At 70.3% G+C, this 19,261-nt stretch carries 20 protein-coding genes and 1 pseudogene; 10 read left to right on the forward strand and 11 right to left on the reverse strand.

The genetic code is table 11. The features are described from left to right. Window positions 1-356: 356 nt before the first annotated feature. Window positions 357-1,823 carry a sensor histidine kinase gene (locus IEZ19_RS10725; protein ID WP_189310957.1) on the forward strand — a complete coding sequence of 489 codons (1,467 nt, stop codon included), beginning with the start codon at window positions 357-359 and terminating at the stop codon, window positions 1,821-1,823. A 214-nt stretch (window positions 1,824-2,037) separates the two neighbouring features. On the opposite strand, the gene IEZ19_RS10730 is transcribed toward IEZ19_RS10725, so the two are convergent. Next, entirely contained in the window at window positions 2,038-2,295 is a 258-nt protein-coding gene (locus IEZ19_RS10730; RefSeq protein WP_016639615.1) for a WhiB family transcriptional regulator, read from the reverse strand. A 320-nt stretch (window positions 2,296-2,615) separates the two neighbouring features. Next, a complete protein-coding gene (locus tag IEZ19_RS10735) occupies window positions 2,616-3,584 on the reverse strand; it encodes a diacylglycerol/lipid kinase family protein (RefSeq protein WP_189310889.1) in 969 nt (322 codons plus the stop codon). A gap of 116 nt (window positions 3,585-3,700) precedes the next feature. On the opposite strand from IEZ19_RS10735, the gene IEZ19_RS10740 reads away from it, so the two are divergent. Further along, window positions 3,701-4,159, forward strand: coding sequence for a hypothetical protein (locus IEZ19_RS10740; RefSeq protein WP_189310890.1), 459 nt, complete (start codon window positions 3,701-3,703; stop codon window positions 4,157-4,159). A 28-nt stretch (window positions 4,160-4,187) separates the two neighbouring features. On the opposite strand, the gene IEZ19_RS10745 is transcribed toward IEZ19_RS10740, so the two are convergent. The 3 genes from IEZ19_RS10745 to IEZ19_RS10755 all read right to left on the reverse strand — a co-directional run bounded on the left by IEZ19_RS10745 (window position 4,188) and on the right by IEZ19_RS10755 (window position 6,216). Next, window positions 4,188-5,261 carry an RNA polymerase sigma factor SigF gene (locus tag IEZ19_RS10745; RefSeq protein ID WP_189310891.1) on the reverse strand — a complete coding sequence of 358 codons (1,074 nt, stop codon included), beginning with the start codon at window positions 5,259-5,261 and terminating at the stop codon, window positions 4,188-4,190. A 17-nt stretch (window positions 5,262-5,278) separates the two neighbouring features. Beyond that, window positions 5,279-5,692, reverse strand: coding sequence for an ATP-binding protein (locus IEZ19_RS10750; protein WP_006136266.1), 414 nt, complete (start codon window positions 5,690-5,692; stop codon window positions 5,279-5,281). 263 nt (window positions 5,693-5,955) lie between these two features. Beyond that, entirely contained in the window at window positions 5,956-6,216 is a 261-nt protein-coding gene (locus IEZ19_RS10755; RefSeq protein ID WP_189310892.1) for a UBP-type zinc finger domain-containing protein, read from the reverse strand. 60 nt (window positions 6,217-6,276) lie between these two features. On the opposite strand from IEZ19_RS10755, the gene IEZ19_RS10760 reads away from it, so the two are divergent. Beyond that, the gene (locus tag IEZ19_RS10760; protein WP_189310893.1) at window positions 6,277-7,872 is read left to right on the forward strand and encodes a Na+/H+ antiporter; all 1,596 of its coding nucleotides are present in this window, start codon (window positions 6,277-6,279) and stop codon (window positions 7,870-7,872) included. Between the two features lie 383 nt (window positions 7,873-8,255). Here IEZ19_RS10760 and IEZ19_RS10765 read toward each other — a convergent pair whose 3' ends face one another. Beyond that, the gene (locus tag IEZ19_RS10765; protein ID WP_189310894.1) at window positions 8,256-9,155 is read right to left on the reverse strand and encodes a 1-aminocyclopropane-1-carboxylate deaminase/D-cysteine desulfhydrase; all 900 of its coding nucleotides are present in this window, start codon (window positions 9,153-9,155) and stop codon (window positions 8,256-8,258) included. Between the two features lie 58 nt (window positions 9,156-9,213). Then, window positions 9,214-9,567: pseudogene (locus IEZ19_RS10770) on the reverse strand (N-acetylmuramoyl-L-alanine amidase); the annotation flags it as partial. A gap of 256 nt (window positions 9,568-9,823) precedes the next feature. Here IEZ19_RS10770 and IEZ19_RS10775 point away from each other — a divergent pair. From IEZ19_RS10775 to IEZ19_RS10795, 5 genes are all read left to right on the forward strand, one after another. Next, complete coding sequence (locus tag IEZ19_RS10775; RefSeq protein ID WP_189310895.1) at window positions 9,824-11,230, forward strand: family 2B encapsulin nanocompartment shell protein; 1,407 nt, start codon at window positions 9,824-9,826, stop codon at window positions 11,228-11,230. Window positions 11,231-11,981: 751 nt separating this feature from the next. Continuing rightward, the gene (locus tag IEZ19_RS10780) at window positions 11,982-12,176 is read left to right on the forward strand and encodes a hypothetical protein (protein ID WP_189310896.1); all 195 of its coding nucleotides are present in this window, start codon (window positions 11,982-11,984) and stop codon (window positions 12,174-12,176) included. An 85-nt stretch (window positions 12,177-12,261) separates the two neighbouring features. After that, on the forward strand, window positions 12,262-12,675 hold the full coding sequence (locus IEZ19_RS10785; protein WP_189310897.1) for a YciI family protein: 414 nt from the start codon (window positions 12,262-12,264) through the stop codon (window positions 12,673-12,675). A gap of 8 nt (window positions 12,676-12,683) precedes the next feature. Further along, window positions 12,684-13,901: an RNA polymerase sigma factor gene (locus IEZ19_RS10790; RefSeq protein ID WP_189310898.1), complete on the forward strand. Its 1,218-nt coding sequence runs from the start codon at window positions 12,684-12,686 to the stop codon at window positions 13,899-13,901. A gap of 9 nt (window positions 13,902-13,910) precedes the next feature. Then, window positions 13,911-14,243 carry a DUF952 domain-containing protein gene (locus tag IEZ19_RS10795; protein ID WP_189310899.1) on the forward strand — a complete coding sequence of 111 codons (333 nt, stop codon included), beginning with the start codon at window positions 13,911-13,913 and terminating at the stop codon, window positions 14,241-14,243. A 15-nt stretch (window positions 14,244-14,258) separates the two neighbouring features. On the opposite strand, the gene IEZ19_RS10800 is transcribed toward IEZ19_RS10795, so the two are convergent. From IEZ19_RS10800 to IEZ19_RS10810, 3 genes are all read right to left on the reverse strand, one after another. After that, window positions 14,259-15,008, reverse strand: coding sequence for a VOC family protein (locus IEZ19_RS10800; RefSeq protein ID WP_189310900.1), 750 nt, complete (start codon window positions 15,006-15,008; stop codon window positions 14,259-14,261). 43 nt (window positions 15,009-15,051) lie between these two features. Next, window positions 15,052-15,468 carry a VOC family protein gene (locus tag IEZ19_RS10805; protein WP_189310901.1) on the reverse strand — a complete coding sequence of 139 codons (417 nt, stop codon included), beginning with the start codon at window positions 15,466-15,468 and terminating at the stop codon, window positions 15,052-15,054. Between the two features lie 79 nt (window positions 15,469-15,547). After that, window positions 15,548-15,946, reverse strand: a complete 399-nt coding sequence (locus IEZ19_RS10810; RefSeq protein WP_189310902.1) for a helix-turn-helix domain-containing protein — start codon at window positions 15,944-15,946, stop codon at window positions 15,548-15,550. Window positions 15,947-16,053: 107 nt separating this feature from the next. Between IEZ19_RS10810 and IEZ19_RS10815 the strand changes: the two genes are divergently transcribed. Then, complete coding sequence (locus IEZ19_RS10815; protein ID WP_189310903.1) at window positions 16,054-17,208, forward strand: inorganic phosphate transporter; 1,155 nt, start codon at window positions 16,054-16,056, stop codon at window positions 17,206-17,208. A 16-nt stretch (window positions 17,209-17,224) separates the two neighbouring features. Beyond that, window positions 17,225-17,455, forward strand: coding sequence for a hypothetical protein (locus tag IEZ19_RS10820; RefSeq protein ID WP_189310904.1), 231 nt, complete (start codon window positions 17,225-17,227; stop codon window positions 17,453-17,455). Between the two features lie 1,139 nt (window positions 17,456-18,594). Here the strand turns inward: IEZ19_RS10820 and IEZ19_RS10825 are convergent. After that, a complete protein-coding gene (locus tag IEZ19_RS10825; protein ID WP_229840165.1) occupies window positions 18,595-19,182 on the reverse strand; it encodes an Imm21 family immunity protein in 588 nt (195 codons plus the stop codon). Between the last annotated feature and the right edge of the window lie 79 nt (window positions 19,183-19,261).

The raw sequence follows: 19,261 nt of genomic DNA on the forward strand, positions 1-19,261 counted from the left end.
CGGGTTAGGCTGCGATGCGCCGACTGTTAAAAGCCTCCAATACATGGACACACAAACGTGGTCTAGTCCACAATGAACGAAGGCCTGGGTACGGCAGGACTGCACCCACAGCCGCACACTTCCGTCTTCCCCGCACAGGAAGGCGGACCGAGGATCCGGCGCTCTCTGCCCTGACTGCCCCGGCTCCTCACCCTTCGGCCGACCGGGACCGCACACCCCACGGCCGTTGTTGCTCCGGGCTGCGGTGCCGGGAGGGTTGAGGGTCCCTCCCAGGCGCCGCGGCCCGCGGGTGTCTACGGGCACCGAGCATTTACGGGCCGTACAAACCGCCGGGTACGCTCACAGACGTGCCCTCCATGAACGAACTCGTACGCCAGCACACAGCCCTCGACGACTCCGATCTCGAGTGGCTCCATCTGCTGGTCTCGGAGTGGCAGCTGCTCTCCGACCTCTCCTTCGCCGACCTGGTCCTGTGGGTCCCCACCCGCGACGGCACCCGGTACGTCTCGGTCGCCCAGATGCGTCCGAACACCGGTCCGACCTCCTACCAGGACGACATGGTCGGCCACCTGGTCCCGCGCGGCCGCCGCCCCCTGCTGGACGCGGCGCTCGACGAGGGCCGGATCGTGCGTGAGGGCGACCCGGAGTGGCGCGAGGCGGTCCCGGTCAGGATCGAGTCGATCCCGGTACGGCGCGCGAGCCGCGTCCTCGGCGTCATCGCGCGCAACACCAATCTGCTCACCGTGCGCACCCCGAGCCGCCTCGAGCTCACGTATCTCCAGAGCGCCTCGGACCTCGCACAGATGATCGCCGCGGGCTCCTTCCCCTTCCCCGACCAGCAGGTCGACATGGACGCCTCGCCGCGCGTCGGCGACGGTCTGATCCGGCTCGACGCGGACGGCGTCGTCCAGTACGCCTCCCCGAACGCGCTGTCCGCGTACCACCGCCTCGGCCTCGCCTCCGACCTGGTCGGCCACCACCTGGGGCAGACCACCGCCGAACTCGCCCCGACGCGCGGGCCGGTGGACGAGGCGCTGTCCAAGGTGGCCAGCGGCTGGGCGCCGCGCGAGTTCGAGATCGAGTCGGGTGACGGGGTGATCCAGTTCCGGGCGATTCCGCTCAAGCCCAAGGGCACCCGCATCGGTTCGCTGGTGCTGCTGCGCGACGTCACCGAACTGCGCCGCCGCGAGCGGGAGTTGATCACCAAGGACGCGACCATCCGGGAGATCCACCACCGGGTGAAGAACAACCTCCAGACGGTCGCCGCGCTGCTGCGCCTGCAGGCCCGCCGTATCGAGTCCGAGCGCGGCCGGGAGGCGCTGGAGGAGGCCGTACGGCGTGTCGGCTCGATCGCGATCGTCCACGAGACGCTGTCCCAGAACCTGGACGAGCGCGTGGAGTTCGACGAGATCGCCGACCGCGTGCTCGCGATGGTCGCCGAGATCTCGCCGGGCAAGGTGACCGGCCGGCGCAGCGGGCGCTTCGGCATCCTCGACGCCGAGGTGGCCACCCCGCTGTCGATGGTCCTCACCGAGGTCCTGCAGAACGCCCTCGAACACGGGTTCCGCGAGGGCGACACCGGCACCGTCGAGGTCTCGGCCGTGCGCGGCGGCACGACCAAGGAGGCCCGCCTCCTCGTGACCGTCCAGGACGACGGCGTCGGTCTGCCCGAGGGCTTCGACCCGCATCGCTCGGGCAACCTCGGTCTGCAGATCGTGCGAACCCTGGTCGAGGGGGAGTTGGGAGGAACGTTCGACATGGTCCCGGCGCCCGAACGGGGGACGCGCGTGATCCTGGACCTGCCGGTGCAGCCGCAGAAGTAGCACCGGTCCCGGCGGTCCCTCCGCTGCTTTCGGCGGCCATGCACGGGCGGGACCCGAACAGCTTTGAGCCCCGGACCACTTGGTGGTCCGGGGCTCAAAGCTCGTTGCTGCTCGTTAAGCGCATCGGGGGTACTGCGCGCTGCGGCTCGGGGGCGGGAGATGCGTACTCGCTGTACGCGCCGCCAAGCTCAGGCTGTCAGAGCGGGGTGGTCGGTCAGGCGGAGGCCTGACGGGCCCGGTTGCGGGCGGCGCGGCGCTTCATGGCGCGGCGCTCGTCCTCGCTGAGGCCACCCCAGACGCCGGAGTCCTGACCGGACTCGAGCGCCCACTGCAGGCACTGCTCCATAACCGGGCAGCGACGGCAGACGGCCTTGGCTTCCTCGATCTGCAGCAGCGCAGGACCGGTGTTGCCGATGGGGAAGAAGAGCTCGGGGTCTTCCTCGCGGCAAACGGCGTTGTGACGCCAGTCCATGGCTGCTACCTCTCCTTGGTATTACGTACTCGTTGCTTGTGAATGTGAACGCTTTCACGAATCCCTCAACAAGTGAAGGGCCGACAGCCAGGTTCCCTGGCGTGGGTCCTGTGGATTGAAGAGGGATTCTGGTGATCAGTGGAGGCCGGTATTGCGGGCCGTCCCGATCGCCACGTAGAGACTCGCAAACCTCAGCGGCGGATACAACCCCTTCCGGAAAGTTTTTTTTGATTCCTCGGTGTCGACTAGGTCACAGCCGTACTTCCATGGGGTGGACCCTGGTCTAAACGTTCGAGTGAAAGGACTTTGGGCCGTTCCACTCACACAATCACACGCAGTGCACGGCGTACGCCTGTGAACGTCACGCTCGTACGCAGTCCCAGATGGTCGCCGTCCATCTGAAGGGGCAGTGGGACCTTCGAATGCAAGGTGAAGCGGTCCAGGTCGTGCAGGGAGGCGGCGTGCTTGCCGTGCGGTCCCCGCTCGGGGGACGAAGTGAGCAACTGCGTGCCATACCGGGCAACCGCGGCCGTGGACAGGCGGCTGAGACCGAGTACGTCGATGCCCTTGTCGAACGAGGCCTTAGGCGACGTATACATGGGGCGATTGCCGAGATACGTCCAAGGGGACGTGTTCGAGACTATGGCGACCACCAGGCCGGTGACCGGGTCCGCACCGGGGTGCTCGAGCGTGATCGTGCCGTGCCGGCGGTGCTGCTCGCCGAGGAACTGCCGCATCACCTGGCGCACGTACAGCGCATGGGTCGACTTCTTGCCACGCTCGCGCTGCTGCTCGACCCGGCCGACCACGCCCGCGTCGAAGCCGAGCCCCGCGTTGAAGGTGAACCAGCGGGACGGGACGGCCTCGTCCTCGGTGCCGGGGGTGCCCGCGGTCAGACCGAGGCCGACGACACGCTCGCGCTTCTCGCGCAGCGCGTCCAGCAGGGCGCCGGTGGCCTCGACCGGGTCGTTGGGCAGACCCAGGGCGCGGGCGAAGACATTGGTGGAGCCGCCGGGGACCACGGCGAGACCGGGCAGGCGCTCCGGATCGGGGCCCGCGTGCAGCAGACCGTTCACGACTTCGTTGACCGTGCCGTCGCCGCCGAGGGCCACGACCAGGTCGACGACGTCGCCCTCCGCGGCCTGCCGGCCCACGTCGCGTGCGTGTCCGCGGTACTCCGTGGTGACCACCTCGAGCTTCATCTCGCTCGCCAGCGCGTGGATCAGCACGTCACGTCTGCGTGCGCTTGTGGTGGTAGCCGCCGGATTGACCACGAGAAGTGCACGCATGGATTGCAGCGTACCTACCGGGAAGTACCGGGCCCAGACCGAGGTAGGGATCCGGTAAGAGAAGTTGGCGTGAGCCTGAACACTCGGGGTCTCACGGCGACGGCTACCCTGCTGGGGTGAGCAGCGAGCAGAACCCCACCCCGAACCCCGCGGAAGCCGGCGCCCCCCGCCCGCGCCGACTGACCTGCGCGGCGACGCTGGCCGCGCTGGAAGGCTTCGCGCTGGCCGTCGGCGGAGTGTGGACGCTCGTCCTCGGCCTCACCGGCGCACCGGACGACCGGCAGCAGGCCGTCACCCTGGGCGTCACCTTCGTCGTACTCGCGCTGCTGCCCCTGCTCGCCGCGCGCGGGCTGCTGCTGTGCCGCAGCTGGAGCCGCGGCCCGGCCGTGATCACCCAGATCATGGCGCTCCCGGTGGCCTACAGCCTGCTCCAGGCCGACAGCGCGGCCATCCCGGCCGGTATCGCCCTCGTGGTGATCGCCGTGGCCTCGCTGGTGCTGCTGATCAACCCGGCCACGACCGAGGCCCTCGGCATCCGGGGGCCCGGCCGTACGCAGGAGCCCAGGGGCCGGTAGCCCTGCGGCCCTCGCGCCTCGGTGCTCGTCACTCCTCCACGAGGAGCTTCTCCCGCAGCTGGGCCAGCGTGCGGGCCAGCAGCCGGGAGACGTGCATCTGCGAGATGCCGACCTCCTGCGCGATCTGCGACTGGGTCATGTTGCCGAAGAAGCGGAGCAGAAGGATGCGCTTCTCGCGGGGCGGCAGGTCCTCGAGGAGCGGCTTGAGGGACTCGCGGTACTCGACGCCCTCCAGGGCCTCGTCCTCCGCGCCGAGCGTGTCGGCGACCGCCGGGGACTCGTCGTCGGTGTCGGGGACGTCCAGGGAGAGCGTCGAGTAGGCGTTCGCCGACTCCAGGCCCTCCAGGACCTCCTCCTCCGAGATCGCCAGCTTCTCGGCCAGCTCGTGGACCGTGGGGGAGCGGCCGTGCTGCTGGGAGAGTTCGGCCGTGGCCGTGGTGAGCGCGAGGCGCAGCTCCTGGAGGCGGCGCGGGACGCGGACGGCCCAGCCCTTGTCGCGGAAGTGCCGCTTGATCTCGCCGACGACCGTCGGCGTCGCGTACGTCGAGAACTCGACGCCGCGGTCCGGGTCGAACCGGTCGACCGACTTGATCAGACCGATGGTCGCGACCTGGGTGAGGTCGTCCAGCGGCTCACCACGGTTGCGGAACCGGCGCGCGAGGTGCTCGACGAGCGGCAGATGCATACGGACCAGCTGGTTGCGCAGCTCCGCGTACTCGGGGCTGCCCTCCTTCAGCTTGCGCAGCTCGACGAACATCGCGCGCGCCCCGCTCCGGTCCTGAGGATCGTGCGTCGTGGCCGGTGCGCCGTGCGCGCCCGGCGTTTCGCCCTCGGAGTATCGCTCGTGCTCGCTCATCGTCCCGCCCGTCGCCCTTCTCCGAGCCCTCGCCTCCGCTCGGATTGGGGACACGACCCCGTTCCGTCCTTCCGGAGGCGCGCTCTGCACGGCACCGTCCCGATCCGCCCCGGCGGAGTCACCCTCCGGGTGCGGTCTGGCCTGTTCGGGGATGCCGTCGATGCCGTCCGCCATGCGTCGGGAATCGTCCGGAGAGTCCGCGCCCCCGGACTGCAGCTCCCGTGTGCCGCGTTCTTCGTCCCGCACCGGCCCGTCCCCGTTCCTCACGCCGGCCCGGGTCCCGCGCCGCGCTGTTTGTAGAGGCTGATCGACACGGTCCTGTCCTCGTCGACGGCCGAGGAGACCTTGCCCGCCAGGGCCGACAGCACGGTCCAGGCGAAGGTGTCCCGCGACGGGGCGTGGCCGTCCGTGGTCGGGGCGGAGACCGTGACCTCGAGCGAGTCGTCGACGAGCCGGAAGACACAACTGAGCACCGAGCCGGGCACGGCCTGCTGGAGAAGGATCGCGCAGGCCTCGTCCACCGCGATGCGCAGGTCCTCGATCTCGTCCAGGGTGAAGTCCAAGCGGGCGGCGAGTCCGGCCGTGGCCGTCCGCAGCACCGACAGGTAGGCACCCGCAGCCGGCAGCCGGACTTCCACGAAGTCCTGGGTCGCGGGCTCGCCTGCGATCTGGGACACCCTCACCTCCATGGTGGTACAAGCTATTCGGGGCCGGGGGTCGCCCCCCGGGGGTAACGCGACTACTGGTTCAGCGGTGACGCTATCGCGCTCCGAACGTATCCGTCTCCGGGACCCCGACCCCCTGCCGTCACTCACAGTAAACCTGTGGATACGCTCCGTGTCTAGAGGTCTGCGGACCCAATTGGGAAGAGCGCGCGCCGGGTTGACGTACCCAGACGTCAGACGGTCGAACCGTACCGACGAGCCGTCCTCAAGCAGTGTCACACGAGTACGTGGTCGACGAAGCACCAGCGCCAGGTCTCGCCCGGCTCGAACGTCCGCATCACCGGGTGACCGGACTCGCTGTGGTGCCCTGTCGCGTGCCGTCCCGGTGACGAGTCGCAGCACGCCACGTGGCCACACGTCAGACAGATCCGTAGTTGCACGGGATGTGTGCCCTGTGCAAGACACTCCGGGCACGTCTCGTTCTGCGGGTCGGGTTCGGGGTGCGGCAGCGCGTCGGCGTGCGTGCACTGTTTCATGATTGCCAGATTACGACGGGCGTGCGGTTGACCGCGCGGAAAACGAGGGCGGGCGAGGACATGGATGTGATGCCGCTGCTGTTGCTCGTGGCGGGCAGTACGGCGGTCGCCGCGGCCGCCCGGCGCAGCCCGGTGCCGGCACCGCTGCTGCTGGTGGCCGTCGGGCTCGCCGTCTCCTACATCCCGGGCGTGCCGGACTACACCCTCGAGCCCGAGATCGTCCTGCCGCTCGTGCTGCCCCCGCTGCTGTACAAGGAGGGTGTCGAGAGCTCGTACCTCGATCTGCGGGCGCAGTTGCGGCCGGTGGCGCTCCTGTCCGTGGGCTACGTGCTGTTCGCGACCGTCGTCGTCGGCTGGGCCGCCTATCTGATCGTGCCGGGGCTGCCGCTGCCCGCCGCGCTGGCACTGGGCGCCTTGGTGGCGCCGACGGACGCGGTCGCGGCGGCGGCGGTGGCCCGCCGGGTCGGGCTGCCGTCCCGGATCACCACGATCCTGCAGGGCGAGTCCCTGCTGAACGACGCCACTGCGATCACCGCCTTCCGGGTGGCCGTCGCGGCGGCCGTCGGCGAGGGCGCCTCCTGGGCCGGCGGGGTCGCCGAGTTCCTGGTGGCGGCGGTCGGCGGCGTCGCGGTCGGCCTGGCCCTGATGGTGCCCATCCACTGGCTGCGCACCCATCTCAAGGAACCGCTGCTGCAGAACACGCTCTCCCTGCTGATCCCGTTCGTCGCGTACGGCGTCGCCGAGCAGGTGCACGCCTCCGGCGTCCTCGCGGTGGTGGTCGTCGCGGTCTACCTCGGGCACCGCGCGTGGGAGGTCGACTTCGCCACCCGTCTCCAGGAGGAGGCGGTGTGGCGGATGGTCGCGTTCCTCCTGGAGTCGGCGGTGTTCGCATTGATCGGCCTGCAGCTGCCGGTCGTCCTCGAAGGTCTCGGCGACTACGAGGGCGCCGACGCCGCCTGGTACGCGGTCATCCTCTTCCTCGTGGTCGTGGTGACCCGCTTCATATGGGTTTATCCGGCGACGTTCCTGCCTCGCCTTCTGTCCGCGCGGATCAGGGAACGCGAGGAGAACCCCACCTGGAGGGGGCCCGTCGTCACGTCCTGGGCCGCCATGCGGGGTGTCGTCTCGCTGGCGATCGCCTTCTCGATCCCGCTCACCGTGCACGGCGGCGCGCCCTTCCCGCAGCGCAACCTGATCCTCTTCCTGACCTTCACGACGGTCATCGGGACGCTGGTGGTGCAGGGCCTTACCCTGACCCCGCTGATCCGCCTGCTGAAGTTCCCGGCCCGCGACCCGCAGGCCGCGACGCTCGCGGAGGCCAACGCCCAGGCGCAGGCCTCCCGGGCCGCCGAGCGGCGCCTGGACGAACTCCTCGCCGACGAGCATAATGCCCTGCCGCCACCGCTCGCCGACCGCCTGCGCACGGTCCTGGAGCGCCGCCGCAACGCCGTCTGGGAACGCCTCGGCCAGGTCAACCCGATCACGGGAGAAACCGCCGACGACACCTACCGGCGACTGTCCCGCGAGATGATCAGTGCCGAACGCGAGATCTTCGTCCGCCTCCGTGACCACCGCTACCTCGACGACGAAATGCTGCGCACACTCCTGCGCCGACTGGACCTGGAAGAGGCGGCGGCTTTTCGGGAGACGGCGTAGAGCGGGGGCTGCGAGGAGGCGGCCTGACGCGGCGGTCTGGCGGGAAGTGGTCTCGCTGGGCGGCCCGCCGAGGGGGCCTGACGAGAGTCGGCGTAGCGCGGTGGTCCGGCGGACGATGGTCTGGCGGGAGGTGGCCTCGTGCGGCGGCTTGTCGGACTGCGGTCTGGCGGCGGAGGCCTCCGCGAAGTCGGCCGGCGTGGCGGCGTGGCGGGCGGAGGTCTGCCGGGAGTCGGCCTACTGGCGCGGTGGACCGCTGGCGGCTGCCTGTCGGGAGTCGGCCCGCCAGGAGACGGCGTGGCGTGGTGGTGCGGCGGCGGGACGTGGCCTGGCGTGGTGGGGCTCAGGGCGGTGGGCTGCCCGGCGGCGGTCGAACGGTGTGTGGATCAGGCTTCCGGGAAGGGGCGGCCCGTGATGACCGCGGCGAGCGTCGTCCCGTGTGGGAAGGCGCCCTCGTCCGCCAGGGTGGCCAGTCCATGGAGCAACTTGGCGACATAGAGACGCTCGACGGGCAGCCCGTGGCGGTTCTCGAAGTCCGTGGCGAAGGCGTCCAGTTCCGGGGCGGTGCGGGCGTAGCCGCCGAAGTGGAAGCGGTCGTCGAGCGACCAGGTGCCCTTCCGGCCGCCGAACGCCTGCTCTTGGAGGGCCTCCGTCTCACCTGTCAGGAAGCCGCCCTTGAGAACCGGAATGCCCAGGGCGCGCTGGTCGGGCGCGAGCCCGGCGGCCAGGCCGGCGAGCGTGCCGCCCGTGCCGCAGGCGACCGCGACGACATCGGCATGGCCGCGCAACTCCTCGCCCAGGGCCCGGCAACCACGCACCGCCACGGTGTTGCTGCCGCCCTCCGGGACGATGTACGCGTCCTCGGCACCGGCCGCGCGCAGGATGCGGGCCAGGGCCTCCGGTTCGCTCTTGCATCGATACGTCGATCTGTCGACGAAGTGCAGCCGCATACCGTCGGCCGCACACCGGGTCAGGGACGGGTTGAGGGGGCGGTCGGCCAGCTCCTGGCCGCGGACCACGCCGACCGTCGGCAGCCCCAGCAGTCGGCCCGCCGCGGCGGTGGCCCGCAGGTGGTTGGAGTACGCACCGCCGAACGTGAGGATCGTCCGCCCGTGCGCCGCCGCGAGATTCGGCACCAGCTTGCGCCACTTGTTGCCGATCACTTCCGGGTGGATGAGGTCGTCCCGCTTGAGCAGGAGACGGACGCCGTGCCGGGCGAAGCGGTGGTCGGCGACTTCCTGCAGGGGCGACGGGAGTCGGGGAGCGAGGAGGTCGGTGCCGGTCACCGCTTCATTGTCGCCCGCCTCGTTTCCCTTGCTCGTCCTTCCGCGGAGCGCGTCGCCGCTACTGCTTGAGCCGCTCCTTGATCCACTCCCTGAGCCGCGCCGTCGTGAAGCCCCGCGGATCCGCCTTGCCCGGCTGCCACTCCAGGTGGCCGACGACCGAGCGTTCCGTCCGGCCGTGGTGACGGCAGACCGCCGCTGCCGCCCTCTCGGTCGCCTCCAGCCGGACCTCGGGCCAGGGATCCTTCCCGTTGCCGAGGTTCTCGCACTCGAAGCCGTAGAAGTGCCGGTTGCCGTCGGCGCCCGCCCCGTTGTCGTGGGGAAGCACCTTCTCGGCGATCACCGCGCGCAGGACGTCGGCGTCACCGAGACCGGCGTGATCGGCGCGGCCGCAGCCGACGAGGTGGACCCTCCCCGCGACCGCCTCGTAGCGCTGCTTCCCCCGAAAACGGACGTCTCGGACTGCATCGTTCACACAGTGTGCGAGCCGATCCGGACACGCCGCGGCACGCGGACCCGCCCGGGCGGAACGCGCCACGTGCCCCGTCGGTTGATGATCCATTCCCGCTCTTTCGGGTAATGGCGCGAGTACGCTCCGTGATGGAGGCTGGTCACCCGAACGATGCGCGGCGCAGCTCGGCGCCGCTGCACGACTGGGAGGGCAATTCTCTATGTCGGTAGGCGAAGAGGTCCGCGCGGATCAGGGCAAGCCGCAGCAGTCTCTGGACACGGCGGCCGCGCGGAACCTGGCCACCACCACCAAGTCCGCACCGCAGATGCAGGAGATCAGCTCCCGCTGGCTGCTGCGCACGCTGCCCTGGGTGAACGTGCAGGGCGGCACGTACCGGGTGAACCGGCGACTCACCTACGCGGTCGGCGACGGCCGTGTCACCTTCGTGAAGACGGGCGACCGGGTCGAGGTCGTCCCCGCCGAACTGGGGGAACTGCCCGCGCTGCGGTCGTACGAGGACGGGGAGGTGCTCTCGGAGCTGGCCCAGCGGTGCCGGCAGCGAGAGTTCGGACCGGGCCAGGTGATCGCCTCGTTCGGCAGCCAGACCGACGAGGTGTATCTGCTCGCGCACGGCAGGATCGAGAAGATCGGCTCGGGTCCGTACGGCGACGACGCGGTCCTGGGCGTGTTCGCCGACGGAGCCTACTTCGGCGAACAGGCGCTGCTCGACCCGGACGCCATCTGGGAGTACACGGCCCGCGCGGACACGGCCTGCACGGTGCTGATCCTGTCCCGCCGGGACTTCGAGCAGGTCGCGGAGCGCGCGGACTCGCTGCGCGACCACCTGCGGCAGCTGCGGGCCATCCCGGAGCAGCGCACCAACAAGTACGGCGAGAAGGAGGTGGACCTGGCCGCCGGCCACAGCGGCGAGCCCGACATCCCGCACACGTTCGTCGACTACGAGGCACGGCCGCGTGAGTACGAGCTGAGCATCGCCCAGACCGTGCTGCGCATCCACACACGCGTGGCCGACCTCTACAACCAGCCCATGAACCAGACCGAGCAGCAGCTCCGGCTCACCGTCGAGGCGTTGAAGGAGCGCCAGGAGCACGAGCTGGTCAACAACCGTGACTTCGGGCTGCTGCACAACTGCGAGTACGACCAGCGGCTACAGCCCCACGACGGCGTGCCGAGCCCGGACGACATGGACGAGCTGCTCAGCCGCCGGCGCGGCACCAAGCTGTTCCTCGCCCACCCGCGTGCGATCTCCGCGTTCGGCCGCGAGCTGAACAAGCGCGGACTCGTCCCGGAGAGCGTGGACATCGGCGGCAACCGCATCCCGACCTGGCGCGGGGTGCCGATCTACCCCTGCAACAAGATCCCGGTCAGTCCGGAGCGCACGACCTCGATCATCGCCATGCGAACAGGAGAGGAGGACCAGGGCGTCGTCGGGCTCAGGCAGTCCGGCATCCCGGACGAGATCGAACCGAGCCTGTCCGTCCGCTTCATGGGCATCAACGAACAGGCTGTCATCAACTACCTGGTGACGGCGTACTACTCGGCGGCGGTCCTGGTGCCGGACGCGCTCGGTGTCCTGGAGAACGTCGAGATCGGCCGCTGGAGGTGACGTTCCCGCACGTCGTGACCGTGTCTGCCCGTCTGGGGACGGGTACACCCCCGGGGTACGCGTTGGGGCGGGGCGCACGCGTCACCGTCCGTGGTTTCGGCGAGGGGAGCCCATGGCCGAGTTCATGACGGAGGCGAAACAGCGTCGCACCGGGGTGCCACGACCTGCCGGGGCGCCGGCTGCACGTGAACGCCGAAGGCCCGCCGGGTACGGCGGACCGGGTCCCCTCGACGGGCACGAGGCCACGGCGATCCTGGACCGCGCCCGCGCCCGCGCCTGGGCCGACCCCGAGCCGAGGGCAGCCATGGAGTCGCTCCCGGGCTCGATGCGCCGGATCGCGCTCTACCACTTCGGATGGGAACAGAGCGACGGCACCCCGGCCGCGGGCAGCGCGGGCAAGGTTGCACGAGCTGTCCCGTGCGGTCCCCGACCCGGAGCCGGCGGGAAGTCTGCCGGCGCTCGCCGAGTTCGTGACCCGGCGCCGCAGCTGAGGCCGGCGCCACCCGGCCCCGGCCGACCACCCCCGAGCCCGGAGCCTGCGGGACCGTGCGGCTCCTGACCCCGCACGGTCACCAGGGGCTCCGGCCGGCCGGGTCCCGCACATCCCCACGGTGCGCGAGGTCCGGCGCCTGTTCCCCGGACTCGCCTCTTCGACGCCCGCCCCTTCCCCCCTCACGACGGGCTGCCGGCACGGACGTACACGGACATACGGAGGGAAGCGCACGGCCCGTGGCCGCCCTACCCTGAGGACATGGACAGCGCAGAACACGTCTGTCCCACCTGCGGACAGCCCGTCGAAACCGTCGTCAAGCGACACAAGACACTGGGCGCCTGGGTTCCGGTGTGGAGCCCCGGCCCGTGCCGCAACCCGCGGTGCGAGGCCAGCGCCGAGTACGTTCCCGAGGCGGAGCAGCAGCACCGGGAATCCGCCGCGAAAAAACCCTGAGACCGTGTCGAGAACCCCGGCCCGGCTCCGACGTCCCCCATGAAAACCGCCCACCCCGGGCGGGGAGAGCCGAAGGAGCGGACCGATGAAGTACCTCGTGATGGTGCAGGCCACGCAGGCGGACTACGAGGGCATGCGCGGCAAGGCGAGCCCGCACGCCCCGAGCTGGACCCAGGAGGAGCTGCAGGCCATGTACGCCTTCATGGGCGCGATCAACGACGACCTCGCCGAGACCGGTGAACTCGTCGACGCCCAGGGGCTGGCCGAGCCGGCGCAGACCCGGCTGGTCACCCGCGGCAAGGACGGGAACGCGGTGATCACCGACGGGCCGTACAGCGAGACCAAGGAGCTGATGGCCGGCTACTGGGTCCTGGAGTGCGAGAGCCTGGAGCGGGTCACGGAGATCGCCGAGCGGGTCACCCGCTGCCCCGGCCCCGAGGGGCTGACCGACTACCCCGTGGTGATCCGGCCGATCATGGACGGCGCCGGGGACATCTGAACCGCCCGATGACCGAGCCGACCGCGATCGAGGACCTGCTGCGTCGTCATGCGCCGCAGGTCCTCGGAGCGCTGGTCAGACGGTACGGGCACTTTGACGCCGCCGAGGACGCCGTACAGGAGGCGCTGCTGGCCGCGGCCCGGCAGTGGCCGACCGACGGGGTGCCGGACAATCCGCGCGGCTGGCTGATCAGGGTCGCGGCGCGGCGGCTGACCGACACGCTGCGCGCCGACACGGCCCGGCGGGAGCGCGAGGAGCGGGCGGCGGCGCTGTCCGCGCGCGTGACCGTGCAGGACCGGGCTCCCCGCGAGGACGACACGCTCTCCCTGCTGTTCCTGTGCTGCCATCCCGGTCTGACCCCGCCCGCGCAGATCGCGCTCACCCTGCGCGCGGTCGGCGGTCTGACCACGGCTGAGATCGCCCGCGCGTATCTGGTGCCGGAGGCGACCATGGCTCAGCGGATCAGCCGGGCCAAGCAGAAGGTGCGCGGAGTGCGCTTCGGGCGGCCCGACAACTGGGCCGAGCGGCTGCCCGCGGTTCTGCACACCCTGTATCTGATCTTCAACGAGGGCTACACGGCGACATCCGGCGCGAGCCTGATGCGACGGGACCTGGCCGGCGAGGCGATCCGGCTGACCCGTGCGGTCCACCGGCTCCTCCCGGACGACGGCGAGGTGACCGGCCTGCTCGCGCTCATGCTGCTGACCGACGCGCGCCGCGAGGCACGCACCGGCCCGCACGGCGAGCTGATCCCCCTCGACGAGCAGGACCGCGACCGCTGGGAGAAGGCGGCGGTCGAGGAGGGCGTCGCGCTCGTCACCCAGGCCCTGTCGAGTGGACCGGCCGGGCCGTACGCGCTGCGTGCGGCCATCGCGGCCGTGCACGATGAGGCGCCGTCCGCGGCCGCCACGGACTGGCGGGAGATCCTCGGCCTGTACGACTTCCTGGTCCGCCTGGTCCCCGGCCCCGTCGAGCGCCTCAACCGGGCGGTCGCCGTCGCCATGGTGCACGGACCCCGCGCCGGCCTCGCCGAACTCGACGCCCTGGCGGACGAGTTGGGCGAGTTGGGCGTGGGCCACCGGCTGGACGCGGTCCGGGGCCATCTCCTGGAGCGTGCGGGCGCGTACAGCAAGGCCCGCGCCGCCTACGAGTCCGCGGCAGCCAAGACCCTGAGCCTGCCCGAGCAGCGTTATCTGCAGGCGCGGGCGGCGCGGCTCGGGCCGTAGCGTTGCCGCATGACCAAACTCCCGTACATCGTCCACATCACCGAACGCGCCCTGTGGGACGCGGCCCGTGAGCGCGGCACCTACGAGATGTCGACCCGGGGCCGCACGCTCCACGAGCAGGGCTTCATCCACTTCTCCACCCGCGACCAACTCCCGCGCGTGGCGGCCTTCCTGTACGGCTCCTACGACGGCCCGGACGAACTGGTGGTCCTGGTCGTGGACCCGGGGCGGCTCGGGGTGCCGGTGAAGTACGAGGCGGTGGAGCCGGGCGCCGAGGAGTTCCCGCACGTGTACGGGCCAGTCCCGGTGGACGCGGTGGTGGACGTCGAGCCCTGGGGGTGACGGGGCAGGGCGCGGTCAGGCGGCGGGAACCGGTGGCCGCGGCAGTCCGCCCGTCTCCGGGTCGCGGCCGGTCAGGCAGTACGTGCCGCCCGCCGGGTCGCGCATCACGCGCCAGTGGGGGCCGTCGGCGACACGGGTGGCGCCGAGGGTCTCGTGGCGGGCGTGCGTCGTGCCGATGTCCGCGCAGGCGATGTCGAGGTGGGCGGAGGCGGGCCGTTGCTCACCGAGCCGCTGGAGCAGAACGCGGACCGGCATGCCGGCCGGCGGCCTGAGCACCCGGAACTCCGGGAGCGCGCTGGTCAGCAGGTCCCAGCCGGTCAGTGCCGCCCAGAAGGCGACCTCGGCGTCGTACGCGGACGGAGGGACGTCCAGGCACACCTGGTCCAGCCGGCTGCCGGCCGCCACCGGCGGCCGTACCGCCTCCCCGTGCCAGGGCACGGCACAGAACAACAACCCGGCGGGCGACCGCAGTACGGCCCATCCTTCGTGCTCCGCCACCATGCCCGCGCCGAGTCGCCGGGCTGCCGTGATCAAAGCGCCGGTGTCCTCGGTGCAGAGGTCGAGATGGGCCCCGCCGTCGCCGGAGCCGGTCCCCTGCAGCTTCACGCAGGCGTCGGCGTCGTCCGGCAGGAGGGTCACGAACTCGCCGTGTTCACCGCGGGGTTCGGAGAGCCGGGTGCCCGTGACGGCCGTCCAGAACGTGCGGGCTTCGTCGAGCAGGCCCATGGGCCGGTCGGCGAAGGCGTAGGTCCAGCGGATGCTCATGCGGTGATCGTAGGCACGGGGGCGCCTCCCCCCGCCCCGAATTTCAGACCTGGGGCTGCTCCATGAACCGCAGCAGGTTCCCGGCCGGGTCGCGGAACGCGCAGTCGCGCACGCCCCACGGCTGGTCCATCGGCTCCTGGATCACATCGGCGCCGGACTCCTGGACCCGTGCGTACAGCGCGTCGCAGTCAGCGGTGGAGAAGATGACCCCGCGCAGCATGCCCTTGGCGAGCAGCTCGGCCATGGCCTGCCGGTCGGCGGGGGAGGCGTCGGGGTTCGCGCCCGGCGGCTCGAGCACGATCTCCACGTCCGGCTGGAGCGGCGAGCCGACGGTCACCCAGCGCATTCCCTCGAAGCTCACGTCGTTGCGCACCTCCAGACCGAGTACGTCCCGGTAGAAGGCGAGCGCCTTGTCGTGGTCGTCCACGGCGATGAAGCACGTCTTGAGTTTCACGTCCATGTGCTCACGCTAGGCCGCCGACCCGGCTCACGCCCGCCCGTCGGCGGGACCGGCCGTGCTCGGATCGGTCGTGCTCGGCTCAGTAGCGGTTGCGGCGTGGGCGGGTGAACGTGCGGGCCACACAGGACGGGATCACCGTGCTCTCCTCGTGCGAGCGGTCCCGGTACGCGCTCGGAGTCTCGCCCACCAGCTCGGTGAAGCGCGAGCTGAAGGAGCCGAGCGAGGTGCAGCCGACGGCGAGGCAGACCTCGGTGACGGAGAGGTCGCCACGGCGCAGCAGCGCCTTGGCGCGCTCGATGCGGCGGGTCATGAGATAGCTGTACGGCGTCTCGCCGAAGGCCTTGCGGAAACTGCGCTGGAAGTGACCGGGGGACATCAGGGCGGTGCGCGCGAGGGCGGCCATGCCGAGCGGTTCGGCGTACTCGCGGTCCATGCGGTCGCGTGCCCGGCGCAGCCGGACCAGATCCTCGATGGTCACCGCACCAGCATGGCATGCGAGTGCCTCCATCCGGTCCGCGCGTGTTGCCGAAGAGCCCGTCGCCTGTCATCCGCCCGGCATTGGTCCAGGCCTGCTTACCTGGTGAGATGGACCACATCACGTTCCTCGTGGCGGTCGTCATCGTCACGGCTCTGGCCTTCGACTTCACCAACGGATTCCATGACACGGCGAACGCGATGGCGACGTCCATCGCCACCGGTGCGCTGAAGCCGCGAGTCGCGGTCCTGATCAGCGGCGTCCTCAACGTCGTCGGTGCCTTCCTGTCCACCGAGGTAGCCAAGACCATCTCCGGCGGCATCGTGAACGACGCCCTCGTCACGCCCGGGATGATCTTCGCGGGCCTGATCGGGGCGATCCTGTGGAACCTCGTGACCTGGCTGGCGGGGCTGCCGTCCAGCTCGTCGCACGCGCTGTTCGGCGGCCTGATCGGGGCCGTCTGGGTCGGTGCCGGGTCCGGCGCCGTGAACTTCGACAAGGTTGTCGAGAAGATCCTGATCCCGGCCGTGGCCTCGCCGGTGGTGGCGGGCTTGGCGGCGCTGACCGCGACGTATCTCGCCTATCGGCTGACCGCGCGGGCCCGCAAGGAGTCCGTCACCAAGGGCTTCCGGCTCGGCCAGGTCGCGTCGGCCTCGCTCGTCTCGCTCGCGCACGGCACGAACGACGCGCAGAAGACCATGGGCGTCATCACGCTGACCCTGATCTCGGCGGGGGCGCTGGGCCACGACGCCGGACCGCCGGTGTGGGTGATCGGGACCTCCGGCCTGGCGATCGGCCTCGGGACCTACCTCGGCGGCTGGCGGATCATCCGCACGATGGGCAAAGGCCTCACCGAGATCCAGTCCCCGCAGGGCTTCGCGGCGGAGACGGCCTCGACGACCGTCATCCTCACCTCCGCGCACCTCGGCTTCGCCCTGTCCACCACCCAGGTCGCCTCGGGCAGCATTCTCGGCGCGGGCCTGGGCCGACGGCTGGCGGAGGTCCGCTGGGGCATCGCGGGCCGGATGGCGCTGGCCTGGCTGATCACCCTGCCCTCGGCGGCGCTGGTCGGCGGCGTCGCGGCGAGCGTGGTCAAGCACGGCGGGGACATCGGTACCGCGATCATCGCCCTGGTCGCGGCCGCCGTCGCCGCGGGCATCTTCGCCGTGGCGCGCCGCAACCCGGTCGCCGCGAACAACGTCAACGACCACCACGAGGTCACCATCCGCAAGCCGGCGCCGAGCCACGTCGGCCCGGTCGCCTGAACGACGGAGGCTGTCAATGCATCTGGACTGGACCGCACTCGGTGAGGTCACCGCGGTGAGCATCGGTGTCACCATCGCCGTGGTCGTCGTCTTCGCCGTGGGCGTCCTCGGCGTCGCCCGCCACGAGGACACCCGCGAGCACTCCGGCACCTCCGTCCTCGGCATGGCCCAGGCGGGGCTGTGCTTCCTGGCCTGCGCGGCGGTGGTGGCGTACGGGATCTGTCTGATCGTGCCTCAGTTCCACTGAGGTGCGGCCCCGGTGAACGGTCCCCGGCATGGCGGAGGGACCCGGCCGGATTCCCGGCCGGGTCCCTCCGCAAGCAGACAAGGAGCGGAAGAGGGCTCAGGCCTTCTTGGTCTCCTAGTAACGGGGTGGGTCGGTGACCTGCGGCGATGATGGCCGCAGGTCGCTGACCTGGCCTTTTGGTGTTGGGTAGCGATGGGGCGTGATGGTCTTGATTGGGTGTCCTGCGGACTGTGTGCGGACTGGCCGGGGACGGTTGCGCTGCCAGTCGGTAGAGGGACGCATCCGGAGATGAAGCGCTACGGTGCCAGGCTGTGACTAGTGAACTGTCGAGCCAAGCCGCGGCACATGCTCTAGAGAGCATTCAGATCGTCTCCTCGTACCAGGGAGGCCATGCCCTGGTTGCCCATCTGTCCTGGGCCTCTCCTTCCAATCCGAGTGACGCGAGCCTCTACATACGCCCTTATCTAGGTGGAGGCTGGACGGCCAAGGGTGCTGTGGAGCCGTCTGTGGCGCCGAACAGCACGACGACGATGACTGCACAGCGGCACCGTGACGCTAAATTCGGGGAGGCCAAGCTCTCGCTCCACCACAGCGGACAGACGCACGCCTACGTTGGTCCTCGCGAGAAGCAGTTCCGTTTGCCTCCCATCCAGGGCCCCAGACTCGATGATCCTTCTGGTGGCCACATTGCAACCATCACGTGCTTCGACTTGGCAGGGCTTCCGATGCTTGACCGCCCGCTGAGTACGGCTGGGCCACAGGTCGATGTGGTGGCTCCAGCGCCGGGGGAGGAAACATCGCGGCTGCACGTTGCCTTGTTTTCGGGCACCGACGAGGAGGCTATGAGTGCGCGCTATCCGTTCCTCCGCAGTGCGCCAGTCTTGCGTTTTGACCGGATGGGCATGGAGAAACCGCTCTTCTTTGGTCTGCGTGCGAGGCACTTTCCAGGGAACCCGCAACCCGGGCCAGGGGTTTCAGTGATGGGTGGCTGGGGACCGGGTGCCCAAGAAGAAGAGGCGATTGGGCTGGTGTCTGTTTGGGTCGGACCGGACGAGCAGGCCGCGTCAGGTTGGTAGGTGAGACCGCGAGCTGCACCTCCTGGCCATCCCAGTTTCCCGAGGCTCCCAGTCTCTTTCGACTCAGTCCCCGGCGGGCAACATCTGAACTAGACCGACCCAGTTCTCCTCGTCGGCCTTGGCGTGGATGGCGCGGACCCTCCAGTGGCCGGCGGGCAGGGAAACCGCTGCCTGTGCGGGAAGTCCCCCATCCGGATACTCCACGTTCAGATCAGTGCCCGCTTCGGCGGAGTCCATGAGCACAGCGGGGCCGTCTGTGGTCCACGTTCCGCATTCCTCCCACGGGGTGGCAGGATCGGTGAGGATGGCTTCTGCTGCGGCCTTGAGCTCGGCCTCGGAGCTGGCGGCGAGCCAGCGCACCAAGACGCGATGCTCAGGGATGTAGCAGGTGGTGGCTGGCTCGTCCCCCAGCACCAGGGCCTGCGTTCCTTCTTCACCGACCGTGATTGTGTCGGCCAGATCGTTCACAGCGCAGGCCCTGTCGTAGTCGTCCGGGTCGGGTCCGTCAGACAGGACCATCCCGTCCTCTGTGCATCCGCGCCATGCGTCCAGCGCGGAGACGGGGATGACGATCAAGGGGCCACCCATTGACTCCACCCATACAAGGGGGGTTTGGGAGTCATTGGGTGCGGTGGAAGAGGAGGCTCTCATAGCGGCAGTTTGCCCTCCGTCACTGACAGCGGTCGCTCCGCAGCCACATACCGACCTCGGTCAAGGTGGCGGACGCATA

Source organism: Streptomyces brasiliensis (assembly GCF_014647875.1).
GTDB lineage: Bacteria > Actinomycetota > Actinomycetes > Streptomycetales > Streptomycetaceae > Streptomyces > Streptomyces brasiliensis.

Coding starts and splice junctions, on each gene's coding strand:
- IEZ19_RS10725 (WP_189310957.1), top strand. CDS start 357: ATGAACGAACTCGTACGCCAGCACACAGCCCTCGACGACTCCGATCTC.
- IEZ19_RS10730 (WP_016639615.1), bottom strand. CDS start 2,295: ATGGACTGGCGTCACAACGCCGTTTGCCGCGAGGAAGACCCCGAGCTC.
- IEZ19_RS10735 (WP_189310889.1), bottom strand. CDS start 3,584: ATGCGTGCACTTCTCGTGGTCAATCCGGCGGCTACCACCACAAGCGCA.
- IEZ19_RS10755 (WP_189310892.1), bottom strand. CDS start 6,216: ATGAAACAGTGCACGCACGCCGACGCGCTGCCGCACCCCGAACCCGAC.
- IEZ19_RS10760 (WP_189310893.1), top strand. CDS start 6,277: ATGGATGTGATGCCGCTGCTGTTGCTCGTGGCGGGCAGTACGGCGGTC.
- IEZ19_RS10775 (WP_189310895.1), top strand. CDS start 9,824: ATGTCGGTAGGCGAAGAGGTCCGCGCGGATCAGGGCAAGCCGCAGCAG.
- IEZ19_RS10780 (WP_189310896.1), top strand. CDS start 11,982: ATGGACAGCGCAGAACACGTCTGTCCCACCTGCGGACAGCCCGTCGAA.
- IEZ19_RS10785 (WP_189310897.1), top strand. CDS start 12,262: ATGAAGTACCTCGTGATGGTGCAGGCCACGCAGGCGGACTACGAGGGC.
- IEZ19_RS10790 (WP_189310898.1), top strand. CDS start 12,684: ATGACCGAGCCGACCGCGATCGAGGACCTGCTGCGTCGTCATGCGCCG.
- IEZ19_RS10795 (WP_189310899.1), top strand. CDS start 13,911: ATGACCAAACTCCCGTACATCGTCCACATCACCGAACGCGCCCTGTGG.
- IEZ19_RS10800 (WP_189310900.1), bottom strand. CDS start 15,008: ATGAGCATCCGCTGGACCTACGCCTTCGCCGACCGGCCCATGGGCCTG.
- IEZ19_RS10805 (WP_189310901.1), bottom strand. CDS start 15,468: ATGGACGTGAAACTCAAGACGTGCTTCATCGCCGTGGACGACCACGAC.
- IEZ19_RS10815 (WP_189310903.1), top strand. CDS start 16,054: ATGGACCACATCACGTTCCTCGTGGCGGTCGTCATCGTCACGGCTCTG.
- IEZ19_RS10820 (WP_189310904.1), top strand. CDS start 17,225: ATGCATCTGGACTGGACCGCACTCGGTGAGGTCACCGCGGTGAGCATC.
- IEZ19_RS10825 (WP_229840165.1), bottom strand. CDS start 19,182: ATGAGAGCCTCCTCTTCCACCGCACCCAATGACTCCCAAACCCCCCTT.